This is a genomic window from Burkholderia sp. BCC1208, assembly GCF_902833095.1.
In the GTDB taxonomy this organism is placed as follows: Bacteria; Pseudomonadota; Gammaproteobacteria; order Burkholderiales; family Burkholderiaceae; genus Burkholderia.
The window spans coordinates 133,420-150,148 of record NZ_CADFDY010000013.1; the positions used below are offsets into that span (position 1 = coordinate 133,420).

At 67.1% G+C, this 16,729-nt stretch carries 16 protein-coding genes; 8 read left to right on the forward strand and 8 right to left on the reverse strand.

Annotated elements, in window-relative coordinates; translation table 11 throughout:
• Nucleotides 1-40 precede the first annotated feature (40 nt).
• On the forward strand, nt 41-1,774 hold the full coding sequence (locus HWX09_RS29515; RefSeq protein ID WP_027785115.1) for an NAD+ synthase: 1,734 nt from the start codon (nt 41-43) through the stop codon (nt 1,772-1,774).
• Nucleotides 1,775-1,857: 83 nt separating this feature from the next.
• Complete coding sequence (locus HWX09_RS29520; RefSeq protein ID WP_006398637.1) at nt 1,858-2,196, forward strand: P-II family nitrogen regulator; 339 nt, start codon at nt 1,858-1,860, stop codon at nt 2,194-2,196.
• A 186-nt stretch (nt 2,197-2,382) separates the two neighbouring features.
• Here HWX09_RS29520 and HWX09_RS29525 read toward each other — a convergent pair whose 3' ends face one another.
• Together HWX09_RS29525 and HWX09_RS29530 are read right to left on the reverse strand one after the other, a co-directional pair.
• Complete coding sequence (locus HWX09_RS29525; RefSeq protein ID WP_027785114.1) at nt 2,383-3,459, reverse strand: porin; 1,077 nt, start codon at nt 3,457-3,459, stop codon at nt 2,383-2,385.
• A gap of 535 nt (nt 3,460-3,994) precedes the next feature.
• Complete coding sequence (locus HWX09_RS29530; protein WP_027785113.1) at nt 3,995-4,921, reverse strand: LysR family transcriptional regulator; 927 nt, start codon at nt 4,919-4,921, stop codon at nt 3,995-3,997.
• 135 nt (nt 4,922-5,056) lie between these two features.
• Here HWX09_RS29530 and HWX09_RS29535 point away from each other — a divergent pair, with 135 nt between their 5' ends.
• A complete protein-coding gene (locus tag HWX09_RS29535; RefSeq protein WP_027785112.1) occupies nt 5,057-5,554 on the forward strand; it encodes a GNAT family N-acetyltransferase in 498 nt (165 codons plus the stop codon).
• 73 nt (nt 5,555-5,627) lie between these two features.
• Here the strand turns inward: HWX09_RS29535 and HWX09_RS29540 are convergent, their stop codons facing one another.
• From HWX09_RS29540 to HWX09_RS29555, 4 genes are all read right to left on the reverse strand, one after another.
• On the reverse strand, nt 5,628-6,407 hold the full coding sequence (locus tag HWX09_RS29540) for an ABC transporter ATP-binding protein (RefSeq protein ID WP_006489654.1): 780 nt from the start codon (nt 6,405-6,407) through the stop codon (nt 5,628-5,630).
• Nucleotides 6,408-6,425: 18 nt separating this feature from the next.
• Nucleotides 6,426-7,139, reverse strand: coding sequence for an ABC transporter permease (locus HWX09_RS29545; protein WP_027785111.1), 714 nt, complete (start codon nt 7,137-7,139; stop codon nt 6,426-6,428).
• The gene (gene hisQ, locus HWX09_RS29550) at nt 7,136-7,825 is read right to left on the reverse strand and encodes a histidine ABC transporter permease HisQ (RefSeq protein ID WP_006489645.1); all 690 of its coding nucleotides are present in this window, start codon (nt 7,823-7,825) and stop codon (nt 7,136-7,138) included. The genes HWX09_RS29545 and hisQ overlap by 4 nt, the downstream gene beginning before the upstream one ends.
• A gap of 229 nt (nt 7,826-8,054) precedes the next feature.
• Nucleotides 8,055-8,837, reverse strand: coding sequence for an ABC transporter substrate-binding protein (locus tag HWX09_RS29555; RefSeq protein WP_027785110.1), 783 nt, complete (start codon nt 8,835-8,837; stop codon nt 8,055-8,057).
• Between the two features lie 364 nt (nt 8,838-9,201).
• Here HWX09_RS29555 and HWX09_RS29560 point away from each other — a divergent pair, with 364 nt between their 5' ends.
• Nucleotides 9,202-9,912, forward strand: coding sequence for a pirin family protein (locus HWX09_RS29560; RefSeq protein ID WP_027785109.1), 711 nt, complete (start codon nt 9,202-9,204; stop codon nt 9,910-9,912).
• Nucleotides 9,913-9,980: 68 nt separating this feature from the next.
• On the opposite strand, the gene HWX09_RS29565 is transcribed toward HWX09_RS29560, so the two are convergent.
• Nucleotides 9,981-10,535: a periplasmic heavy metal sensor gene (locus HWX09_RS29565; protein ID WP_027785108.1), complete on the reverse strand. Its 555-nt coding sequence runs from the start codon at nt 10,533-10,535 to the stop codon at nt 9,981-9,983.
• 224 nt (nt 10,536-10,759) lie between these two features.
• Here HWX09_RS29565 and HWX09_RS29570 point away from each other — a divergent pair, with 224 nt between their 5' ends.
• Together HWX09_RS29570 and HWX09_RS29575 are read left to right on the forward strand one after the other, a co-directional pair.
• The gene (locus HWX09_RS29570) at nt 10,760-11,485 is read left to right on the forward strand and encodes a response regulator (RefSeq protein WP_006493394.1); all 726 of its coding nucleotides are present in this window, start codon (nt 10,760-10,762) and stop codon (nt 11,483-11,485) included.
• Nucleotides 11,469-12,785: an ATP-binding protein gene (locus HWX09_RS29575; protein WP_027785107.1), complete on the forward strand. Its 1,317-nt coding sequence runs from the start codon at nt 11,469-11,471 to the stop codon at nt 12,783-12,785. The genes HWX09_RS29570 and HWX09_RS29575 overlap by 17 nt, the downstream gene beginning before the upstream one ends.
• Before the next feature lie 42 nt (nt 12,786-12,827).
• On the opposite strand, the gene HWX09_RS29580 is transcribed toward HWX09_RS29575, so the two are convergent.
• On the reverse strand, nt 12,828-13,094 hold the full coding sequence (locus HWX09_RS29580) for a hypothetical protein (RefSeq protein WP_011545926.1): 267 nt from the start codon (nt 13,092-13,094) through the stop codon (nt 12,828-12,830).
• Nucleotides 13,095-13,595: 501 nt separating this feature from the next.
• On the opposite strand from HWX09_RS29580, the gene HWX09_RS29585 reads away from it, so the two are divergent.
• Complete coding sequence (locus tag HWX09_RS29585; protein ID WP_027785106.1) at nt 13,596-15,353, forward strand: ABC transporter permease subunit; 1,758 nt, start codon at nt 13,596-13,598, stop codon at nt 15,351-15,353.
• Nucleotides 15,354-15,375: 22 nt separating this feature from the next.
• Nucleotides 15,376-16,722: a nitrate/sulfonate/bicarbonate ABC transporter ATP-binding protein gene (locus HWX09_RS29590; protein WP_027785105.1), complete on the forward strand. Its 1,347-nt coding sequence runs from the start codon at nt 15,376-15,378 to the stop codon at nt 16,720-16,722.
• The last annotated feature ends 7 nt before the right edge of the window (nt 16,723-16,729 follow it).

Here is a 16,729-nt window from a genome sequence, read left to right on the forward strand (position 1 = left end):
AGCCGTTCAAGGCGCGCCGCCGGGTTGCGCCGATCCCGCCATGAAGACCCGACTCGCTCTCGCCCAGATCAACGTCACCGTCGGCGATTTCGCCGGCAACGTCGCGCGTATCGTCGCCGCCGCGCGTGCCGCGCACAACGATGGTGCGCAACTGATGGTCGCACCCGAACTCGCGCTGTCCGGCTATCCGCCCGAAGACCTGTTGCTGCGGCCCGCGTTCTACGCGGCGGCGGCCGCCGCACTCGATGCGCTCGCCGACGCGCTGAAGGCGTTCGACGGGCTCGCGGTGCTGGTCGGCCATCCGTTGCGCGGTCCGGGCAGGGGGCCGGGCAGGGGTGCGGGCAGCGGTGCGGACAGCGCGTCAGCCGTCGATGGTAATGCAAACCGCCCGATCGAGCGCGGCGTGCCGCCCACCGACACCTTCAACGCGGCGTCGCTGATCGTCGGCGGCGAGATCGTCGGCACCTACCGCAAGCAGGATCTGCCGAACGCCGAGGTGTTCGACGAGAAGCGCTATTTCGCGACCGACACCGAGCCGCTCGTGTTCGAGCTGAACGGCGTGAAATACGGCGTGATCATCTGCGAGGACGCGTGGCATGCGTCGGCCGCGCAGATCGCGAAGGCGGCCGGCGCGCAGGTACTGCTGATCCCGAACGGCTCGCCGTATCACATGAACAAGGAAGCGGTGCGCATCGACATCCTGCGCGCGCGGATTCGCGAGACCGGGCTGCCGATGGTGTACGTGAACCTCGTCGGCGGCCAGGACGAACTCGTGTTCGACGGCGGTTCCTTCGTGCTCGACGCGCAGGGCGCGCTCGCCGCGAAGATGCCGCAGTTCGACGAAGGGCACGCGATCGTCGAATTCGACGGCCCGCGGCCGCTGCCCGGCGCGATCGCGCCCGAGCTGTCGACTCACGCGCAGGTGTACCGCGCGCTCGTGACCGGCGTGCGCGACTACATCGGCAAGAACGGCTTTCCCGGCGTGCTGATCGGGCTGTCGGGCGGCGTCGATTCGGCGCTGGTGCTGGCCGTCGCGTGCGATGCGCTCGGGCCTGAGCGCGTGCGCGCGGTGATGATGCCGTCGCGCTTCACGGCCGACATCTCGACCACCGATGCGGCGGAGATGGCGCGGCGCGTCGGCGTACGCTACGACGAGATCGCGATCGCGCCGATGTTCGATGCATTCCGCGCCGCGCTCGCGGGCGAATTCGCGGGCCGCGCGGAAGACGCGACGGAGGAGAACATCCAGGCGCGCATCCGCGGCACGCTGCTGATGGCGCTGTCGAACAAGTTCGGTTCGATCGTGCTGACGACCGGCAACAAGAGCGAGATGGCGGTCGGCTACTGCACGCTGTACGGCGACATGGCTGGCGGTTTCGCGGTGATCAAGGACATCGCGAAGACGCTCGTGTACCGGCTGTGCCGCTATCGCAACGAAACGGCCGACTACGGGCCGCGAGACGTGATTCCCGAACGGATCCTGACGCGCGCGCCGTCGGCCGAGCTGCGCGAGAACCAGACCGACCAGGACAGCCTGCCGCCGTACGACGTGCTCGACGCGATCATGCGGATGTACATGGAAGAAGACCGGCCGCTCGCCGAGATCGTCGAGGCCGGCTACGCGCGGGCCGACGTCGAGCGCGTGACGCGGCTCATCAAGATCAACGAATACAAGCGCCGCCAGGCGCCGATCGGCATCCGCGTCACGCATCGCGCATTCGGGCGCGACTGGCGCTACCCGATCACGTCGTGCTTTACCGAACGGCTCGATTGAGCGGTGCTGGGCCGGATGCGGCTCGCCGGCTTACAATCGGGATCGCGATTTTTCATCCAAACGAGCATTGGGGGACAACCACCATGAAACGCATCACTGCCATCATCAAGCCGTTCAAGCTGGACGAAGTCCGCGAAGCGCTCGCCGAAGTGGGTCTCACGGGCCTGACCGTGACGGAAGTGAAGGGCTTCGGCCGCCAGAAGGGCCATACCGAGCTGTATCGCGGCGCCGAATACGTCGTCGACTTCCTGCCGAAGATGAAGATCGAGGTGGTCGTCGCGGAAGCGCAGGTCGATCAGGTGATCGACGCGGTGATCGGTGCGGCGCGCACCGGCAAGATCGGCGACGGCAAGATCTTCGTGTCCGACGTCGAGCGCGTGATCCGCATTCGCACCGGCGAAGAGAACGAAGCGGCCGTCTGAGCGCCGCGTCCGCGCCATTCGATCAATCGCGGCCGCTTCGGCCGCGTCCGCCGATCGGGCCACGGGTCGCACGAACCCGGCCCGCCAAGAAAAAACGGTGCGGATACCCGTTTGGGTACCGCACCGATACGCGCCTCTCGCAGCAGCGTGGAAAGTGTTGTCGAATCGTTGTTTGACGGCGCCCGATCAGAACAGGTGCTGGATGCCGGCGTAGACGCCGGTCTGGCTGCCGCCCTGATGCGGGTTGCCCGTCGACACGGCCGTACCGGCGCCGTTCGCGTTCAGGCCGAAGTTGGCCGACGAGCTGTTGCGCACCGTCGCGACCTGCAGGTCGAACAGCGTGCGCTTCGAGATGTTGTACGAACCGCCGACCGTGTAGATGTTCGCGTTGCCGCCGCCGTGGTTCGCGTTCACGTGATACACGGCTGCGATCAGCGCCGCTGCCGGCGTGGCTTGCCACGTCACGCCGCCCCACACCTGCTGCGTACCCGTCACGCCGGCGTTCACTGCCGGGCCACCGCTGCCGTCGGCGCGCGATGCCTGGTAGGCCGCCTGAACCTTGAACTGGCCGAGGAACACGTTCACGCCCGCGAAGTATTCGCGCGAGTAGTTGAACACGTCCGAGAAGCGGCCGTTGCTGTCGCGCGTTTCGTCGTAGATGCCGCGCAACTGGAACAGCGAGTTCGTGTAGGTGACCTGACCGCCCATTGCACGGCCCGGTTGGCCGGCCGTCGTGTTGCCGTTGAAGCTGGTCGAGTTCGAGAAGGAGAACTGGCCGTAGAAGTCGAGACCATAGAGCGACGGCGACTGGTACGACACGTTGTTGCTGGTCTTGTTCCAGTTACGGCCGCGCACCAGCGAGGCCGTCGACCAGGACGACTGGCCGAACGGGTCGAAGTCCCACACGCCGTTGGCGATCGCGAGTTCGCGACCCAACAGCAGCGTACCGTAGCGGTCGTTGGAGATACCGACGGTCGCGAAACGATCCCAGATCGAGCCGCTGAAGCCGCCCGTCATCGTGTTGAACGCGCCTTCGAGGTGGAACAGGATCTTGTTGCCGCCGCCGATGTCCTCGCTACCCTTCAAGCCCCACAGGCTCGTGCCCCAGTCGCCGCTTTCCGCGCGCACTTGGTGGCCGTTTTGGAGGCCGTTCATGTACTCGATGCCTGCATCCAGGCGGCCATACAGCGTGACGCTGCTCTGCGCGTGCGCCGTCACCACCCCAGCAGCCATCAGCGCGGCCGCGACCAAAGCTTTCTTCATCGTCTCCTCCATACCCTGTCAAAAAGTCAACCCAGAACTGCACGAGATGCCCGGCGCGGCACGCACCGGGCAAAAGCGGGATAACCAGGGAGACCTCGTGCAGGGCCGGTAAGCGCGGCACGCGGGCAAGCAGACGGAAATACCGTTGAGCGGTCCCGCGCAGCCGGGTCGGCCTGCGGGTCTCCTTGTAGTGTCGTGAAGCTAAACTACATTTCACGAACTTCGTTTTGCTACTTTGGTTACTAATTTAGCAAAAATACAATTTTGTGGCGACGGAAATCGTTGTTTGACTAACCGCTGTCGCCAATTTGCCATGCAACACGGTGCCCAAGGGTTCTCGATTACCGGAAAACCCTTGTCCCGCAAGGGAGACATGGATTCCATGGGCATGGGTCAAGGATTGCCACTATTGACGTTGCCGGGGCGCCGGCGTAGGCGCGAAAGTTGCAAAATTGGTAAGTATTTCGTAATGATTCGGGCGATTGCCGCCATCGCCGATCGACGCCTGAAACGCCCGTCCTGCAACGCGCCGCGCTTAGTCCGGGCTCGGTCGTGCGTCGAGCAACTGGGCGCGAATCCAGCGATGCGCATCGGTGCGCGCGTGCTTCGCATGCGAGTAGACCTTCACCGTGTAGCGCGGGATCTCGAACGGCGCGGGGAAGATGCGGATCGGCGCCGCGTGCCGCAGCGCCTGCGCGGCGCGGTTCGGCACGGTCATCACGAGAGCCGATTCGGCGATCACGAACGGCGCGGCCAGCACGGTCGGCAACTGCACGGCCACATGCCGCGCAAGGCCGAGCCGGTCGAGCACGTGGTCGACGACGCCGCGCGACTCATTCCACGGCGTGACGACCACGTGGCGGGCCGCCAGATACTGGTCGAGCGTCAGCCGCCGGCGGATGTCCGGATGCGTGGCGCTCGCGATCACGACATAGTCGTCGGAGAACCAGTCGAAATCCTCGATGCCGGGCGCGTCGGCCGCCGATTCTTCGTGGTAGCCGAGGGCGAAGTCGATGCGGCCGGCCGCGAGCGCATCGACGGAAATCTTGCGGTCCGAATGGACGACGCGGATCCGCAGGTGCGGCGCCACGTGTTGAATGCGCGCCAGGAACGCCGGCAGCACCGCGAACGCCGTGTAGTCGGTCGCCGCGAACACGAACGTACGGTCGCTTTGTGCGGGATCGAAGCGGCGCGCGCGGGCGAGCCCCTTCGACATCGCGTCGAGCGAGTCACCGGCCCACGTGGCGATGTCGTCGGCGCGTACGGTCGGCTGCATCTCGTTGCCGAGGCGCACGAACAGCGCATCGCCGATCGCGTCTCGCAGGCGGGCGAGCGCGTGGCTCAACGCCGACGGGCTCAGCGCGAGTTCATGCGCGGCCGCCGCGACCGACCGCTGGCGGTACAACGCGTCGAATACGAGCAGCAGGTTCAGGTCGAGGCGGCGCAGGTCGGGATGCATCATGTTCAGGTCTGGATGAAAAAACTGCACTTTCTGCAGTTGCGCCGTGAACGTAGCATGTCGATCCGACCCGCGCCAAGTGCGCGCGGGGGCGCCGTATTCCATTTTTCCGTCCGGGCCGAAGGAGGGCTCCCCACCGTGCAAATCGATATCCGTTGCGCCACCGTCGCCGACGTGCCGCTGATCCTGCGCTTCATCACCGAACTGGCCGTCTACGAGAAGGCCGAGCACGAAGTCGTCGCGACGCCCGAATCGCTCGAGCGCAGCCTGTTCGGCGAAGGCTCGCCGGCGCGTGCGCTGATGTGCGAGATCGACGGCGAGCCGGCCGGCTTCGCCGTGTATTTCTTCTCGTATTCGACGTGGCTCGCGCGGCAGGGGCTGTATCTCGAGGATCTGTACGTGTCGCCGCGTTTTCGCGGCGCGGGCGCGGGGCTGCGGCTGCTGAAGGCGCTCGCGCGCATCGCGGTCGAGTCGGGCTGCGGACGTTTCGAATGGAGCGTGCTCGACTGGAACGAGCCGGCGATCCGCTTCTACGAGAGCGTCGGCGCGGCGCCGCAGAGCGAATGGGTGCGTTACCGGCTGGCGGGCGACGAACTGCGCGCGTTCGCCGACGGCGCGCCGGTGAGCGCCGCGTAAACGCAAGACGGGCGCCGCGCGGCGAACCGCGGGGCGCCCGTTCGAGCGTGGCGGGTATGGCGGGTGACGCGCGTTACTTGAGGCTACCCGACAGGAAGCCGCGCAGGCGTTCGCTCTTCGGGTTCGCGAACACCTCGGCCGGCACGCCTTCTTCCTCGACGCGGCCCTGGTGCAGGAACATCACGTGATTCGACACGTTGCGCGCGAAGCCCATCTCGTGCGTGACGACGATCATCGTGCGGCCTTCCTCGGCCAGCTTCTGCATCACCTTCAGCACTTCGCCGACGAGTTCCGGGTCGAGCGCGGAGGTCGGTTCGTCGAACAGCATCACGTCCGGATGCATCGCGAGCGCACGCGCGATCGCCACGCGCTGCTGCTGGCCGCCGGACAGATGCGACGGATACTGCTTCTCGACGCGCGGCGCGAGGCCGACCTTCTCGAGGTATTCGCGCGCACGGTCCTCGGCTTCCTTCTTCGGGATGCCGAGCACGTTCACCGGCGCTTCCATCACGTTCTCGATCACGTTCATGTGCGACCAGAGGTTGAAGTGCTGGAACACCATCGACAGCTTGGTGCGTACGCGCTGAAGCTGCTTCGAATCGGCCGCGCGCAGCGCGCCCGTCTTGTCGAGCGCGGTGCGCACTTCCTCGCCGTCGACGAAGATGCGGCCCGCGTTCGGCTGCTCGAGGAAGTTGATACAGCGCAGCATCGTGCTCTTGCCGGAACCGGACGAGCCGATCACGCTGATCACGTCGCCCGAGTTCGCCTTCAGCGACACGCCCTTGAGCACCTCGTTGTCGCCGTACCGCTTGTGGAGATCGTCGACGAAAAGCTTTTGAGTCTGGGAATTCATCAGTATTCCTGCGGAAACTTACTTGCCTTGCGGGCGCAGATAGGCGAGCCAGCGGCGCTCGGCCTGGCGGAACAGCCACACGAGCGTGAACGAGATCGCGAGGTAGAGCAGGGCGGCGATGCCGAACGCGTGGAACGACATGTAGGTCGCCGAGTTCACGTCGCGGGCGATCTTCAGGATGTCCGGCACGGTCGCGGTGAAGGCCACCGTCGTCGCGTGAAGCATCAGGATCACTTCGTTGCTGTACAGCGGCAACGCGCGGCGCAGCGCCGAGGGCAGGATCACGCGGCGATACATCGTGAACGGCGTCATCCCGTATGCGCGCGCGGCTTCGATCTCGCCGTACGACGTCGCCTTGATCGCACCCGCGAAGATCTCGGTGGTGTACGCGCAGGTGTTCAGCGTGAACGCGAGCAGCGTGCAGTGCATCCCGTCGCGGAAGAACGCATCGAGCATCGGCGTGCCGCGCACGGCCTGCAGGCTGTAGAGGCCCGTGTAGCAGAGCAGCAGTTGCACGTAGAGCGGCGTGCCGCGAAACACGTACGTGTACAGCCACACGGCGCTCGACAGCCACTTCCTCTTCGACACGCGCGCCACGGCGAGCGGCACCGACAGGCAGAAGCCGAGGCCGATCGACACGACCAGCAGCCACAGCGTGATCGCGACACCGGTGATGCGATAGCCGTCGGTGTAGAGATAGTTGCGCCAGTATTCTTGGATGAGTTCGATCATAGGTCAGCCTTGCGGACACCGGTCGAGTAACGCTTTTCGAGCCACATCAGCACGAAGTTCGAGATCGTCGTGATGGCGAGGTAGACCGCTCCCGCGATCAGCGTGAAGAAGAAGAACCGCAGCGTGCCCTTGCCGGCGTCCTGCGACGCCTTCACGACGTCGGCCAGGCCGATGATCGACACGAGCGCGGTCGACTTCACGAGCACCTGCCAGTTGTTGCCGATACCCGGCAGCGCGAAGCGCATCATCTGCGGGAACATGATGCGCGTGAACACCTGCCAGTTCGTCATCCCGTAGGCGCTGCCGGCCTCGAGCTGGCCGCGCGGCACCGACAGGAACGCGCCACGGAACGTCTCGGTGAAGTACGCGCCGTAGATGAAGCCGAGCACGAGCACGCCGGCGAGGAACGGGTCGATGTCGATCTGGTCCCAGCCGAGCGCGTCGGTCGCCATGTTCAGCCAGATCTGCAGGCTGTAGAACAGCAGCAGCATCAGCACGAGGTCGGGTACGCCGCGGATCAGCGTCGTATAGACGGTGCCGACGCCGTTCGTCACGCGATTGCGTGACAGTTTCGCGCCGGCGCCGAGCAGCCCCAGCAGGAACGACAGCGCAAGCGAAAGCACCGCCAGTTTGACGGTTTGCCAGGTGCCGGCGAGGATCAGCGGGCCGTAGCCTTGTAGAAACATATGGGGTCCCTGGTGTGGTCCCTGAGGGCGCACGCAGTGCGCCGCGAAAGACGCGTCCGCCAAGCTGCGCGGAACGCCCCGTGCGTATCATGACCGTCCGCCCCGGCAACGGTGCCGGGCCCGCCCGTCGCGCGAGCGGCGGGCAAGGGAGCGGGCGGCGCGTGGTTGACTGCCTGTACTGCCCGGACGCGGGGCCGCCCCCGCATCCGCTGCTTCTTCTTGTCGGCGTTCAGCGGGCCGGCGCCGAATAGACGCTGAACGAGAAGTACTTGTGCGACAGCCGGTCGTACGTGCCGTCCTTGTGCATGTCGGCCAGCGCGCGGTTGATCTTGAGCTTCAGGTCCGTATCTTCCTTGCGCAGGCCGATCGCGGTGCCGTCGCCGATCGTCTTCGGATCCTTCACTTCCGGCCCGGCGAACGCGAAGCCCTTGCCGCGCGGCGTGCGCAGGAAGCCGTAGTCGGCCTGCAGCTCGTCCTGCAGCGTCGCGTCGAGGCGGCCCGAGCCGAGATCGGTATAGACCTGGTCCTGGTTCTGGTAAGGAACGATCGTCACGCCCTGCGGTTCCCAGTACGCCTTCGCGTAGGTTTCCTGCGTCGAGCCCTGCTCGACGCCAACGCGCTTGCCTTTCAGCGACGCGACCGTCGGCAGCAGCGGCGAGCCGGTCTTCGCGATCATCCGCGCGGGCGCGTCGTACACCTTGTCGGAGAAGTCGATCTGCTCGCGGCGCTTGTCCGTGACGGTCAGCGACGACACGATGACGTCGTATTTCTTCGCCTTCAGCGCCGGAATGATCCCGTCGAGATCCTGCGCGACCCACACGCATTTCACGTTGATCCGCTTGCAGATTTCCTTGGTGAGATCCACGTCGAAACCGACGATCTCGCCGCTCGGCGCGGTCGACTCGAACGGCGGGTAGCTGGCGTCGACACCGATCCGCACGGTCTTCCACTCCTTCGCGAAGGCGCTGCCCGCCACGAGGGCGAGGGCGGCGCACAGGGCGGCCTTCTTCATTTCCATCCTTCTGTTGCAGACTTTCCGGGGGCGCTCGCGGCCGGTCGGACCGGGCGCCGCGGCGTATTCTAGACGGCCAAAAATCGCCGATCGGCGCTCTGGCGTTGGCGGCCGCCGGAAGGGCGAACGCCAAAAGGGCGGTATTTTACCCGAACGCGATATCCGGAAAACGGCAATCCGGCACGGTCGACCGATTCCTCGATTCGGCTGTTGCGGTAATCGTTGTAGTCGCAATGAATATTTTGGCAATTGATCGCGCGGATGCAACGATGCGGTGCGCGGGCGGCGGATTGTGGCGCGTGCGAGCGCCCTCTACAGTGGAGGTAAACCCGAACAGACCATCCGCGTCCTGAGCGTCCACCCCATGTTTCAGATCCTGCGCGCCGAAGACCGCTGCCACACGCACCACGGCTGGCTTGAATCGAGTCACAGTTTTTCGTCTGCCTGCCGCGCCGCGCATGCGCACGCGCCGGTGCGTCCGCCCGTCGGCGGGCTGTACGTGCTGAGCGAGGACCTGATCGCGCCGACGCGCGGGTTCGGGATGCTGCCGCGCCGCGACGTGGAGATCGTGACTTACGTGCTGGATGGCGCGCTCGCGCACCGCGACAGCCTCGGCAGCGGCGCGATCGTCCGGGCCGGCGGCATCCAGCGGATGAGCGCCGGCACGGGGCTCGTGCACAGCGTAACCAACGCGTCGCGCGATCGGCCGCTGCACCTGTTGCAGATCTGGCTGCAGCCGGCCGAGCCGGGCGGGCGGCCCGGCTACGAGCAACGGCGTTTCGCCGACGACGAGAAGCGCGGCCGGCTGAGGCTCGTCGCGGCGCCCGACGGCGGCGACGGCGCGCTGTCGATGCGGGCGGACGCCCGCATCTTCGCGGGGCTGATCGACGGCGACGAGACGATCGCGTTCGACGTGCCGGCCGGGCGCAGCATCTACGTGCACGTGGCGCGCGGCGACGTCGACGTCAACGGCCGCGCGCTGGCTGCCGGCGACGGCGCGCGGATCGGCGGCGTGGACGCGGTGGCGTTCGCGCGCGGCCGCACGGCGGAGGTGCTGCTGTTCGACGTCGCCTGAAACAAAAAGGGGGACGCAGGCGGTGCTTGCGTCCCCCTTCGGCGCCGCCGCGGGAGCGGCCCGCCGGCTTACTGCGCCGGCGCCGACGCGCCCTTGGCGGCCGCGCGATGTTGCTCCCAGCGCTCCTTCATCTTCTCGTGGCGCTGCTCCATCTTCGCGAACTGCTGCTTGAGCGCCGTGCTGACCATCGTCTTCTGCTGGTCGTTCAGCCCGTTGTAGAACGTGAGCCACGCGGCGGACGTCTGCTCGCGCAGTTGCGCGTTCTGCGCCTCCGCCTGCTGGCGGGTCGAATGCATCGCGCTCAGGTCGAGGATCGGCTGATTCTGCTGCGCCTTGAACTGCTCGCGCATCTGCTCGTGGCTCTTGCGCATCGCGTCACGGTTCTGCTTCATCGTGTTGACGGCCGCCTGCCATTGCTGTTCCTGCGACGCGTTGAGCTTCAACTGGTCGTGCAGTTTCATGATCGCGCCGAACGGGCCGCCTTCGTGCCCGTCGTGCATCCGCTGCATGCCGGGGCCGCCCGGCGGCGGCATGTCGTTGGGCTGCGCGGCATGCGCGGTGCCGAATGCGAGAGCGAGCACGGTGGCGGCCGCGATGGCCACGCGGGAAGTCTTCTTATACATTTCAGAAACTCCTTGTATCCAAAGGGTCCGGCGATGCGGTGCCGGGAAAGCCGGTTACCGCATCCGGTAAGACGCAGGTTAGCGATACGGGCCCCGGCGGGTGTTACGCGGGGCGGCGGCCCGGTTACCGTGCATTACAGTTCCCTTGCGCGGTAACCCGCAGTAACCCTTTCGTCCCATTGTTTCGTTCTTCGACTCCACCCTCGCGCGGTAAACTTCAAGCCATGACTACCCAGATCCTCATCGTCGACGACGACCAAGAACTCCGAGACCTGCTGCGCGACTACCTCGTGCGCCAGGGGATGGAAGTGTCCGTGCTGCACGACGCGGCGACGCTCGAGAAACGCCTCGAGCGCGAACGGCCCGACCTGATCGTGCTGGACCTGATGATGCCGGGCGTGGACGGCCTGACCGCGCTGCGCCAGTTGCGCGCGGCCGGCGACGACATCCCCGTGATCATGCTGACCGCGCGGGCCGACGACGTCGACCGCATCGTCGGGCTCGAGCTCGGCGCGGACGACTACCTCGGCAAGCCGTTCAACCCGCGCGAGCTGCTCGCGCGCGTGCAGGCCGTGCTGCGGCGCCGCCGCGCGACGCCGTCGGCGGCCGCGCCCGAGCAGCGCGAGCCGTTCGCGTTCGGCCGCTTCCTGCTCGACTTCCAGGCGCGCACGCTGTCGGTCGACGGCAAGCCGGCCACGCTGTCGAGCAGCGAATTCGCGCTGCTGAAGATCTTCGTCAACCACGCGCTGCGCACGCTCACGCGCGAGCGACTGCTCGAGCTGCTGCACGGGCCCGAGTACGACGGCACCGACCGCGGCATCGACGTCCAGGTGTGGCGCCTGCGCCGCATCCTCGAAACGGATCCGTCGACGCCGCGCTTCATCCAGACGGTCCGCGGGCGCGGCTACGTGTTCGTGCCCGACGGCGAGGCCCATGCGCAAACCCATTGATTCGCTGTTCGGGCGGCTGGCGCTGCTCGTCGTCGGCGTCCTGCTCCTGTCGCACTTCGCGTGGTTCTTCGCGATGCGGCTCGAGCGCAACCAGATGCAGACGCGTTATGCGGTCGAGGAGGCCGCGTTCCTCGTCGACGCGGTGCGCCAGCACGTGGCGCGCACGCCCGACCAGCCGCTGCCGTCGCGCGTGCGGCTCGTGTCGCCGGACAGTGCCGATGTGCCGAAGGGCGGCGATTCCGGGCTGCCGCCGCCGCTGAAGCGGTTCCGCGACGACGTGAGCGAGCGCATGCCGCCCGGCACGCAGGTCGAGATCGGCACGCCCGGCCATCCGCCGGTGCTGTGGGTGAAGGAGCCGGCCGATCGCAACTGGATCGTGGTGCCCGTGCAGCCGCTGCGGCCGCCGCGCTCGCTCGACCGGATGCTGCTGTGGCTCGGCACGATCTTCTCGGCCGGCGTGATCGCCGCGCTGTTCGCGGCCTGGCAGTTGCAGCAGCCGCTGCGTTCGCTCGCGCGCGCGGTCGCGCGTTTCGGCCGCGGGCAGCCGGTGCCGCCGCTGCGCGAACGCGGGCCGCGCGAGCTGCGCCAGCTCACGCACGGCTTCAACCAGATGGTGGAGCAGGTGTCGCAGGCCGAGAGCGATCGCGCGGTGATGCTGGCAGGCGTCGCGCACGACTTGCGCACGCCGCTCGCCCGGATGCGCCTGCGGGCGGAAATGATGGACGACGCACGGCTGCGCGACGGCGTCGTGCGCGACGTCGACTCGATGTCGCACATCGTCGACCAGTTCCTGGTGTTTGCACATGGCGGGGCCGATCGCAGCGAGCCGGTGCCGGTCGACCACGCGTGCGAGCGGATCGCGCGCAGCTATCGTGCGGTCGCGCCGAACGCGCCGACGGTCCAGACGCGGCTGGAGGCCGATCCCGGCTTCCGGCTGCCGACGGCGACGCTCGACCGGATCCTGTCGAACCTGCTGGACAACGCGCATGCGTATGGCGCACCGCCCGTGCTCATCGAGACGGCGCGCACGCCGACCGGCTACGTGCTGTCGGTCAGCGACAGCGGCGGCGGCATCGCGCCGCGCGACCTCGCGGCCGCCACGCGGCCGTTCGTGCGGCTCGATCCCGCGCGCGGCGGGAACGGCCACAGCGGGCTCGGGCTCGCGATCGTCGAGCGGCTCGTGCTCAGGCTGGGGGGCGCGTGCGACATCGGCAATCGCCCCGAAGGCGGCTTGCGTGTATCGATGACGTTCCCGTTCGAGGCCGTGCCGAAGGACGAGCCTCACGCACAGGCCGCTTGAGCGGCTGCGGCGCCTGCCCGGCCGGGCGGGCGCCGCGCGGCGTCACTCGCCGAACAGCGTGCCGAGCGTCTCGGCCGCGTTGCTGTCGATCGTGTTGTAGGTCACCGTGGTGGCCTCGAAGATATAGACGGTCGTATACCGGCCAAGACGCTCCAGGATTTCCTCCTGCAGCGATTCCGGCACGACGTTCATGTTCAGGTACCACGCCGTGGACGACAGCCGCGTCTGGAACGACCCGTACTCCTGCATGAGTTCATAGAACGCGTCGGCATCCTGATCGCGGCAGACGATCACCAAGTTTCCTGCCATTCCCTTCCTCCCGCTCGTCGGTCGATCCCCGGGGCCTGTCGACGCAGATGCCGCGTGCGCATTGCCGCGGCACGGCCGAAACGGATCCGGGGGCTAGCCCCGATCATACCTGCTTCGCCGTGTCCGGCTGCTGATGCCGGACACGGTTTGTGCCCGCGTGCGGATGGCGGGTTCCCGGCCGGGCCGGATCACGGCATAATTCGGGCCTGCGTGCCGGCCGCGGGACTGCGGCCGGGCTGTTCCGTACCGCGCGCCCGCCATCCGCCCACGCGCCGGGCACGATCCATGCGCTGCCCGCGCCGTCCGGGGACGGTTGTACCTGAAATACAGGTTGGTGTAGTGTCGTGCCGTCGCGGCCCGGCTGGGCCGGCCGCGGCAGCGCATGCGCCCGCGCCGCGCGTGCGCGAAATCGCCAGCCAATCGAATTACCGCGCCCGTGCGCTTTGCCATGAATCAACATCGACTGCCGGCTTCGTTCGGCCTTACCGGGGAGGGCGCCTGATGAACGTCGGATTCTTCAATCCGAACCGGATCGCCAACGCATCCGCGTGGCGCGTGCTGCCGAACCGGTGGGATTTCATCGCATTTCCGCTGATCATCTGCCTGATCGCGATGGCGGTGGTCGGCTTTCACGAAACGATGGCGCCGATCGGCGTGCTGCAGACGCAGAAGATCTCGCTCGATCCGTCGAACCTGCCCGAATACGCGCTGCGCACCACGCTGCGGATGCTCGCCGCGATGGTCGCGTCGCTCACGTTCACGCTCGTCTACGGCACGCTCGCGGCCAAGAGCCGCCGCGCGGGCATGGTGCTGATCCCGATCCTCGACATCCTGCAGTCGGTGCCGGTGCTCGGCTTCATCTCGTTTACGGTCACGTTCTTCCTCGCGCTGTTCCCGAGCCGCGTGCTCGGCGCCGAGCTGGCCGCGATCTTCGCGATCTTCACGAGCCAGGCGTGGAACATGACGTTCAGCTTCTACCAGTCGCTGCGCACGGTGCCGCGCGACCTGGACGAAGTGTCGCGCGGCTTCCACCTGACGTCCTGGCAGCGCTTCTGGAAGCTCGAGGTGCCGTTCTCGATGCCGGGCCTGATCTGGAACATGATGATGTCGATGTCGGGCGGCTGGTTCTTCGTCGTCGCGTCGGAGGCGATCACCGTCGGCAACCAGACGATCACGCTGCCGGGCATCGGCGCGTATCTCGCGCAGGCGATCTCGGACAAGAACTTCGGCGCGATCGGCTGGGTGATTCTGACGATGACGGTCGTGATCCTCGCGTATGACCAGTTGCTGTTCCGCCCGCTCATCGCGTGGGCCGACAAGTTCCGGATGGAGAACACCGCGTCGGGCGATGCGCCGCAATCGTGGCTGCTCGACCTCGTGCGCCGCACGCGGCTGATCCATCAGCTGCTCGTGCCGGCCGGCTGGCTCTTCGCGAAGGCCGCGCGGATCCCGCTGCGCCTGCCGCTGTCGGGTGCGATGCGCTTCGCGCTGCCGAAAGTCGAGAAGAAGGCGTCGCGCACGGTCGACATCGCGTGGGCGGGGCTCTTGCTGATCGGCACGGCCTATATCGTATGGCGCGTCGTCAGCTTCGTCGCGACCGGCGTGACGATGCCCGAGGTCGGCCACGTGCTCGTGCTCGGGCTCATCACGCTGCTGCGCGTGGTCGTGCTGATCTCGATCGCCTCCGTGATCTGGGTGCCGATCGGCGTGTGGGTCGGGTTGCGCCCGAAGCTGGCCGAAAAGCTGCAGCCGCTCGCGCAGTTTCTCGCCGCGTTCCCGGCGAACCTGCTGTTCCCGGTATTCGTGATCGTGATCGCGCGCTTCCACCTGAACGCGGACATCTGGCTGTCGCCGCTGATCGTGCTCGGCACGCAGTGGTATATCCTGTTCAACGTGATCGCCGGCGCAACGTCCTACCCGAACGACTATCGCGAAGCGGCGACCAACTTCCGCATCCGCGGCTGGCAGTGGTGGCGTCAGGCGATCCTGCCCGGCATCTTCCCGTACTACGTGACGGGTGCGATCACCGCATCGGGCGGCGCGTGGAACGCGAGCATCGTGTCGGAAGCCGTGCAGTGGGGCAACACCAGGATCGAGGCGCACGGCCTCGGCGCCTACATCGCGCAGACCACCGCCGACGGCGATTTTCCGAAGATCATCCTGGGCATCGCCGTGATGTCCCTGTTCGTCACCCTGTTCAACCGCCTGCTGTGGCGCCCGCTGTATGCCTTTGCCGAAGCGAAGCTGCGGCTCGACTGAGACCGATTGAGAGCGAAACGCGATGCACAATCCGAATGCTGTAAACGCCCCCGTCCAGACGTCCCAGCCGCTGCAGCCGCCCCGGCTCGGTGAAGAGATCCTGCGCGTCGATCACGTCTGCCGCGGCTTCAACAAGACCCAGGGCGAGCTGCTCGTGCTCGACGACGCGAACCTGTCGCTGCGCGAAGGCGAGATCGTCGGGCTGCTCGGCCGGTCGGGCTCGGGCAAGTCGACGCTGCTGCGCATCATCGCCGGGCTGATCGAGCCGACCGGCGGCGAAGTGACGTACCTCGGCCAGCCGCTGCGCGGCCCGGCCGAGGGCGTCGCGATGGTGTTTCAGACCTTCGCGCTATTTCCGTGGCTCACCGTGCTGCAGAACGTGGAAGCCGGGCTGGAGGCGCTCGGCGTCGGCGCGCGCGAGCGGCGCGAGCGTGCGCTGGCCGCGATCGACCTGATCGGTCTCGACGGCTTCGAGAACGCGTATCCGCGCGAGCTGTCGGGCGGGATGCGTCAGCGCGTCGGCTTTGCGCGCGCGCTCGTCGTCGATCCGACCATCCTGCTGATGGACGAGCCGTTCTCCGCGCTCGACGTGCTGACCGCCGAAACGCTGCGTACCGACCTGCTCGATCTGTGGACGCAGGGCCGCATGCCGATCAAGTCGGTGCTGATCGTCACGCACAACATCGAGGAAGCGGTGTTCATGTGCGACCGGATCCTCGTGCTGTCGTCGAACCCGGGCCGCGTGATCGCCGAGATCAAGGTGCCGTTCAAGCACCCGCGCAATCGTCTCGATCCGGCGTTCCGCAAGCTGGTCGACGACATCTACGCGAAGATGACCGCGCGTCAGACCGGCGAGGCGACGAAGAAGGGGCTCGAGCTCGGAAGCTGGCTGCCGCAGGTGTCGACCAACCTGATGGCCGGCCTGATCGAGACGCTCGCGATGGCGCCGTACCATGGCCGCGCGGACATGCCGGAAATCGCGCGCACGCTGCACCTCGAGGTCGACGACCTGTTCCCGATCGCGGAAGTGCTGCAGTACCTCGGCTTCGCGGACGTGCGCGAAGGCGACGTGTTCCTGACGCCGCCGGGGCGCGTGTTCGCGGAATTCGGCACGCAGGAGCGCAAGCTGATGTTCGCCGATCACCTGCTGAAGCACGTGCCGCTCGCCGCGCGGATCAAGAAGGTGCTGAACGAGCGTCCGGGCCACCGTGCGCCGCGCGTGCGCTTCGAGCAGGAGCTGGAGGATTTCCTGTCGGACGGCGCGGCCGAGGAAACGCTCGACGCGGTGATCGACTGGGGGCGGTACGGCGAGATCTTCTCGTACAACGACCAGACCGAGATTTTCAGCCTCGAGGACGTCGAGTCCTGATCGCGCC

Bases quoted from the DNA above. Each gene is read 5' to 3' on its own strand.
- HWX09_RS29515 (WP_027785115.1), top strand. From the start codon at position 41: ATGAAGACCCGACTCGCTCTCGCCCAGATCAACGTCACCGTCGGCGAT.
- HWX09_RS29520 (WP_006398637.1), top strand. From the start codon at position 1,858: ATGAAACGCATCACTGCCATCATCAAGCCGTTCAAGCTGGACGAAGTC.
- HWX09_RS29525 (WP_027785114.1), bottom strand. From the start codon at position 3,459: ATGAAGAAAGCTTTGGTCGCGGCCGCGCTGATGGCTGCTGGGGTGGTG.
- HWX09_RS29530 (WP_027785113.1), bottom strand. From the start codon at position 4,921: ATGATGCATCCCGACCTGCGCCGCCTCGACCTGAACCTGCTGCTCGTA.
- HWX09_RS29540 (WP_006489654.1), bottom strand. From the start codon at position 6,407: ATGAATTCCCAGACTCAAAAGCTTTTCGTCGACGATCTCCACAAGCGG.
- HWX09_RS29545 (WP_027785111.1), bottom strand. From the start codon at position 7,139: ATGATCGAACTCATCCAAGAATACTGGCGCAACTATCTCTACACCGAC.
- hisQ (WP_006489645.1), bottom strand. From the start codon at position 7,825: ATGTTTCTACAAGGCTACGGCCCGCTGATCCTCGCCGGCACCTGGCAA.
- HWX09_RS29555 (WP_027785110.1), bottom strand. From the start codon at position 8,837: ATGAAGAAGGCCGCCCTGTGCGCCGCCCTCGCCCTCGTGGCGGGCAGC.
- HWX09_RS29560 (WP_027785109.1), top strand. From the start codon at position 9,202: ATGTTTCAGATCCTGCGCGCCGAAGACCGCTGCCACACGCACCACGGC.
- HWX09_RS29565 (WP_027785108.1), bottom strand. From the start codon at position 10,535: ATGTATAAGAAGACTTCCCGCGTGGCCATCGCGGCCGCCACCGTGCTC.
- HWX09_RS29570 (WP_006493394.1), top strand. From the start codon at position 10,760: ATGACTACCCAGATCCTCATCGTCGACGACGACCAAGAACTCCGAGAC.
- HWX09_RS29575 (WP_027785107.1), top strand. From the start codon at position 11,469: ATGCGCAAACCCATTGATTCGCTGTTCGGGCGGCTGGCGCTGCTCGTC.
- HWX09_RS29580 (WP_011545926.1), bottom strand. From the start codon at position 13,094: ATGGCAGGAAACTTGGTGATCGTCTGCCGCGATCAGGATGCCGACGCG.
- HWX09_RS29585 (WP_027785106.1), top strand. From the start codon at position 13,596: ATGAACGTCGGATTCTTCAATCCGAACCGGATCGCCAACGCATCCGCG.
- HWX09_RS29590 (WP_027785105.1), top strand. From the start codon at position 15,376: ATGCACAATCCGAATGCTGTAAACGCCCCCGTCCAGACGTCCCAGCCG.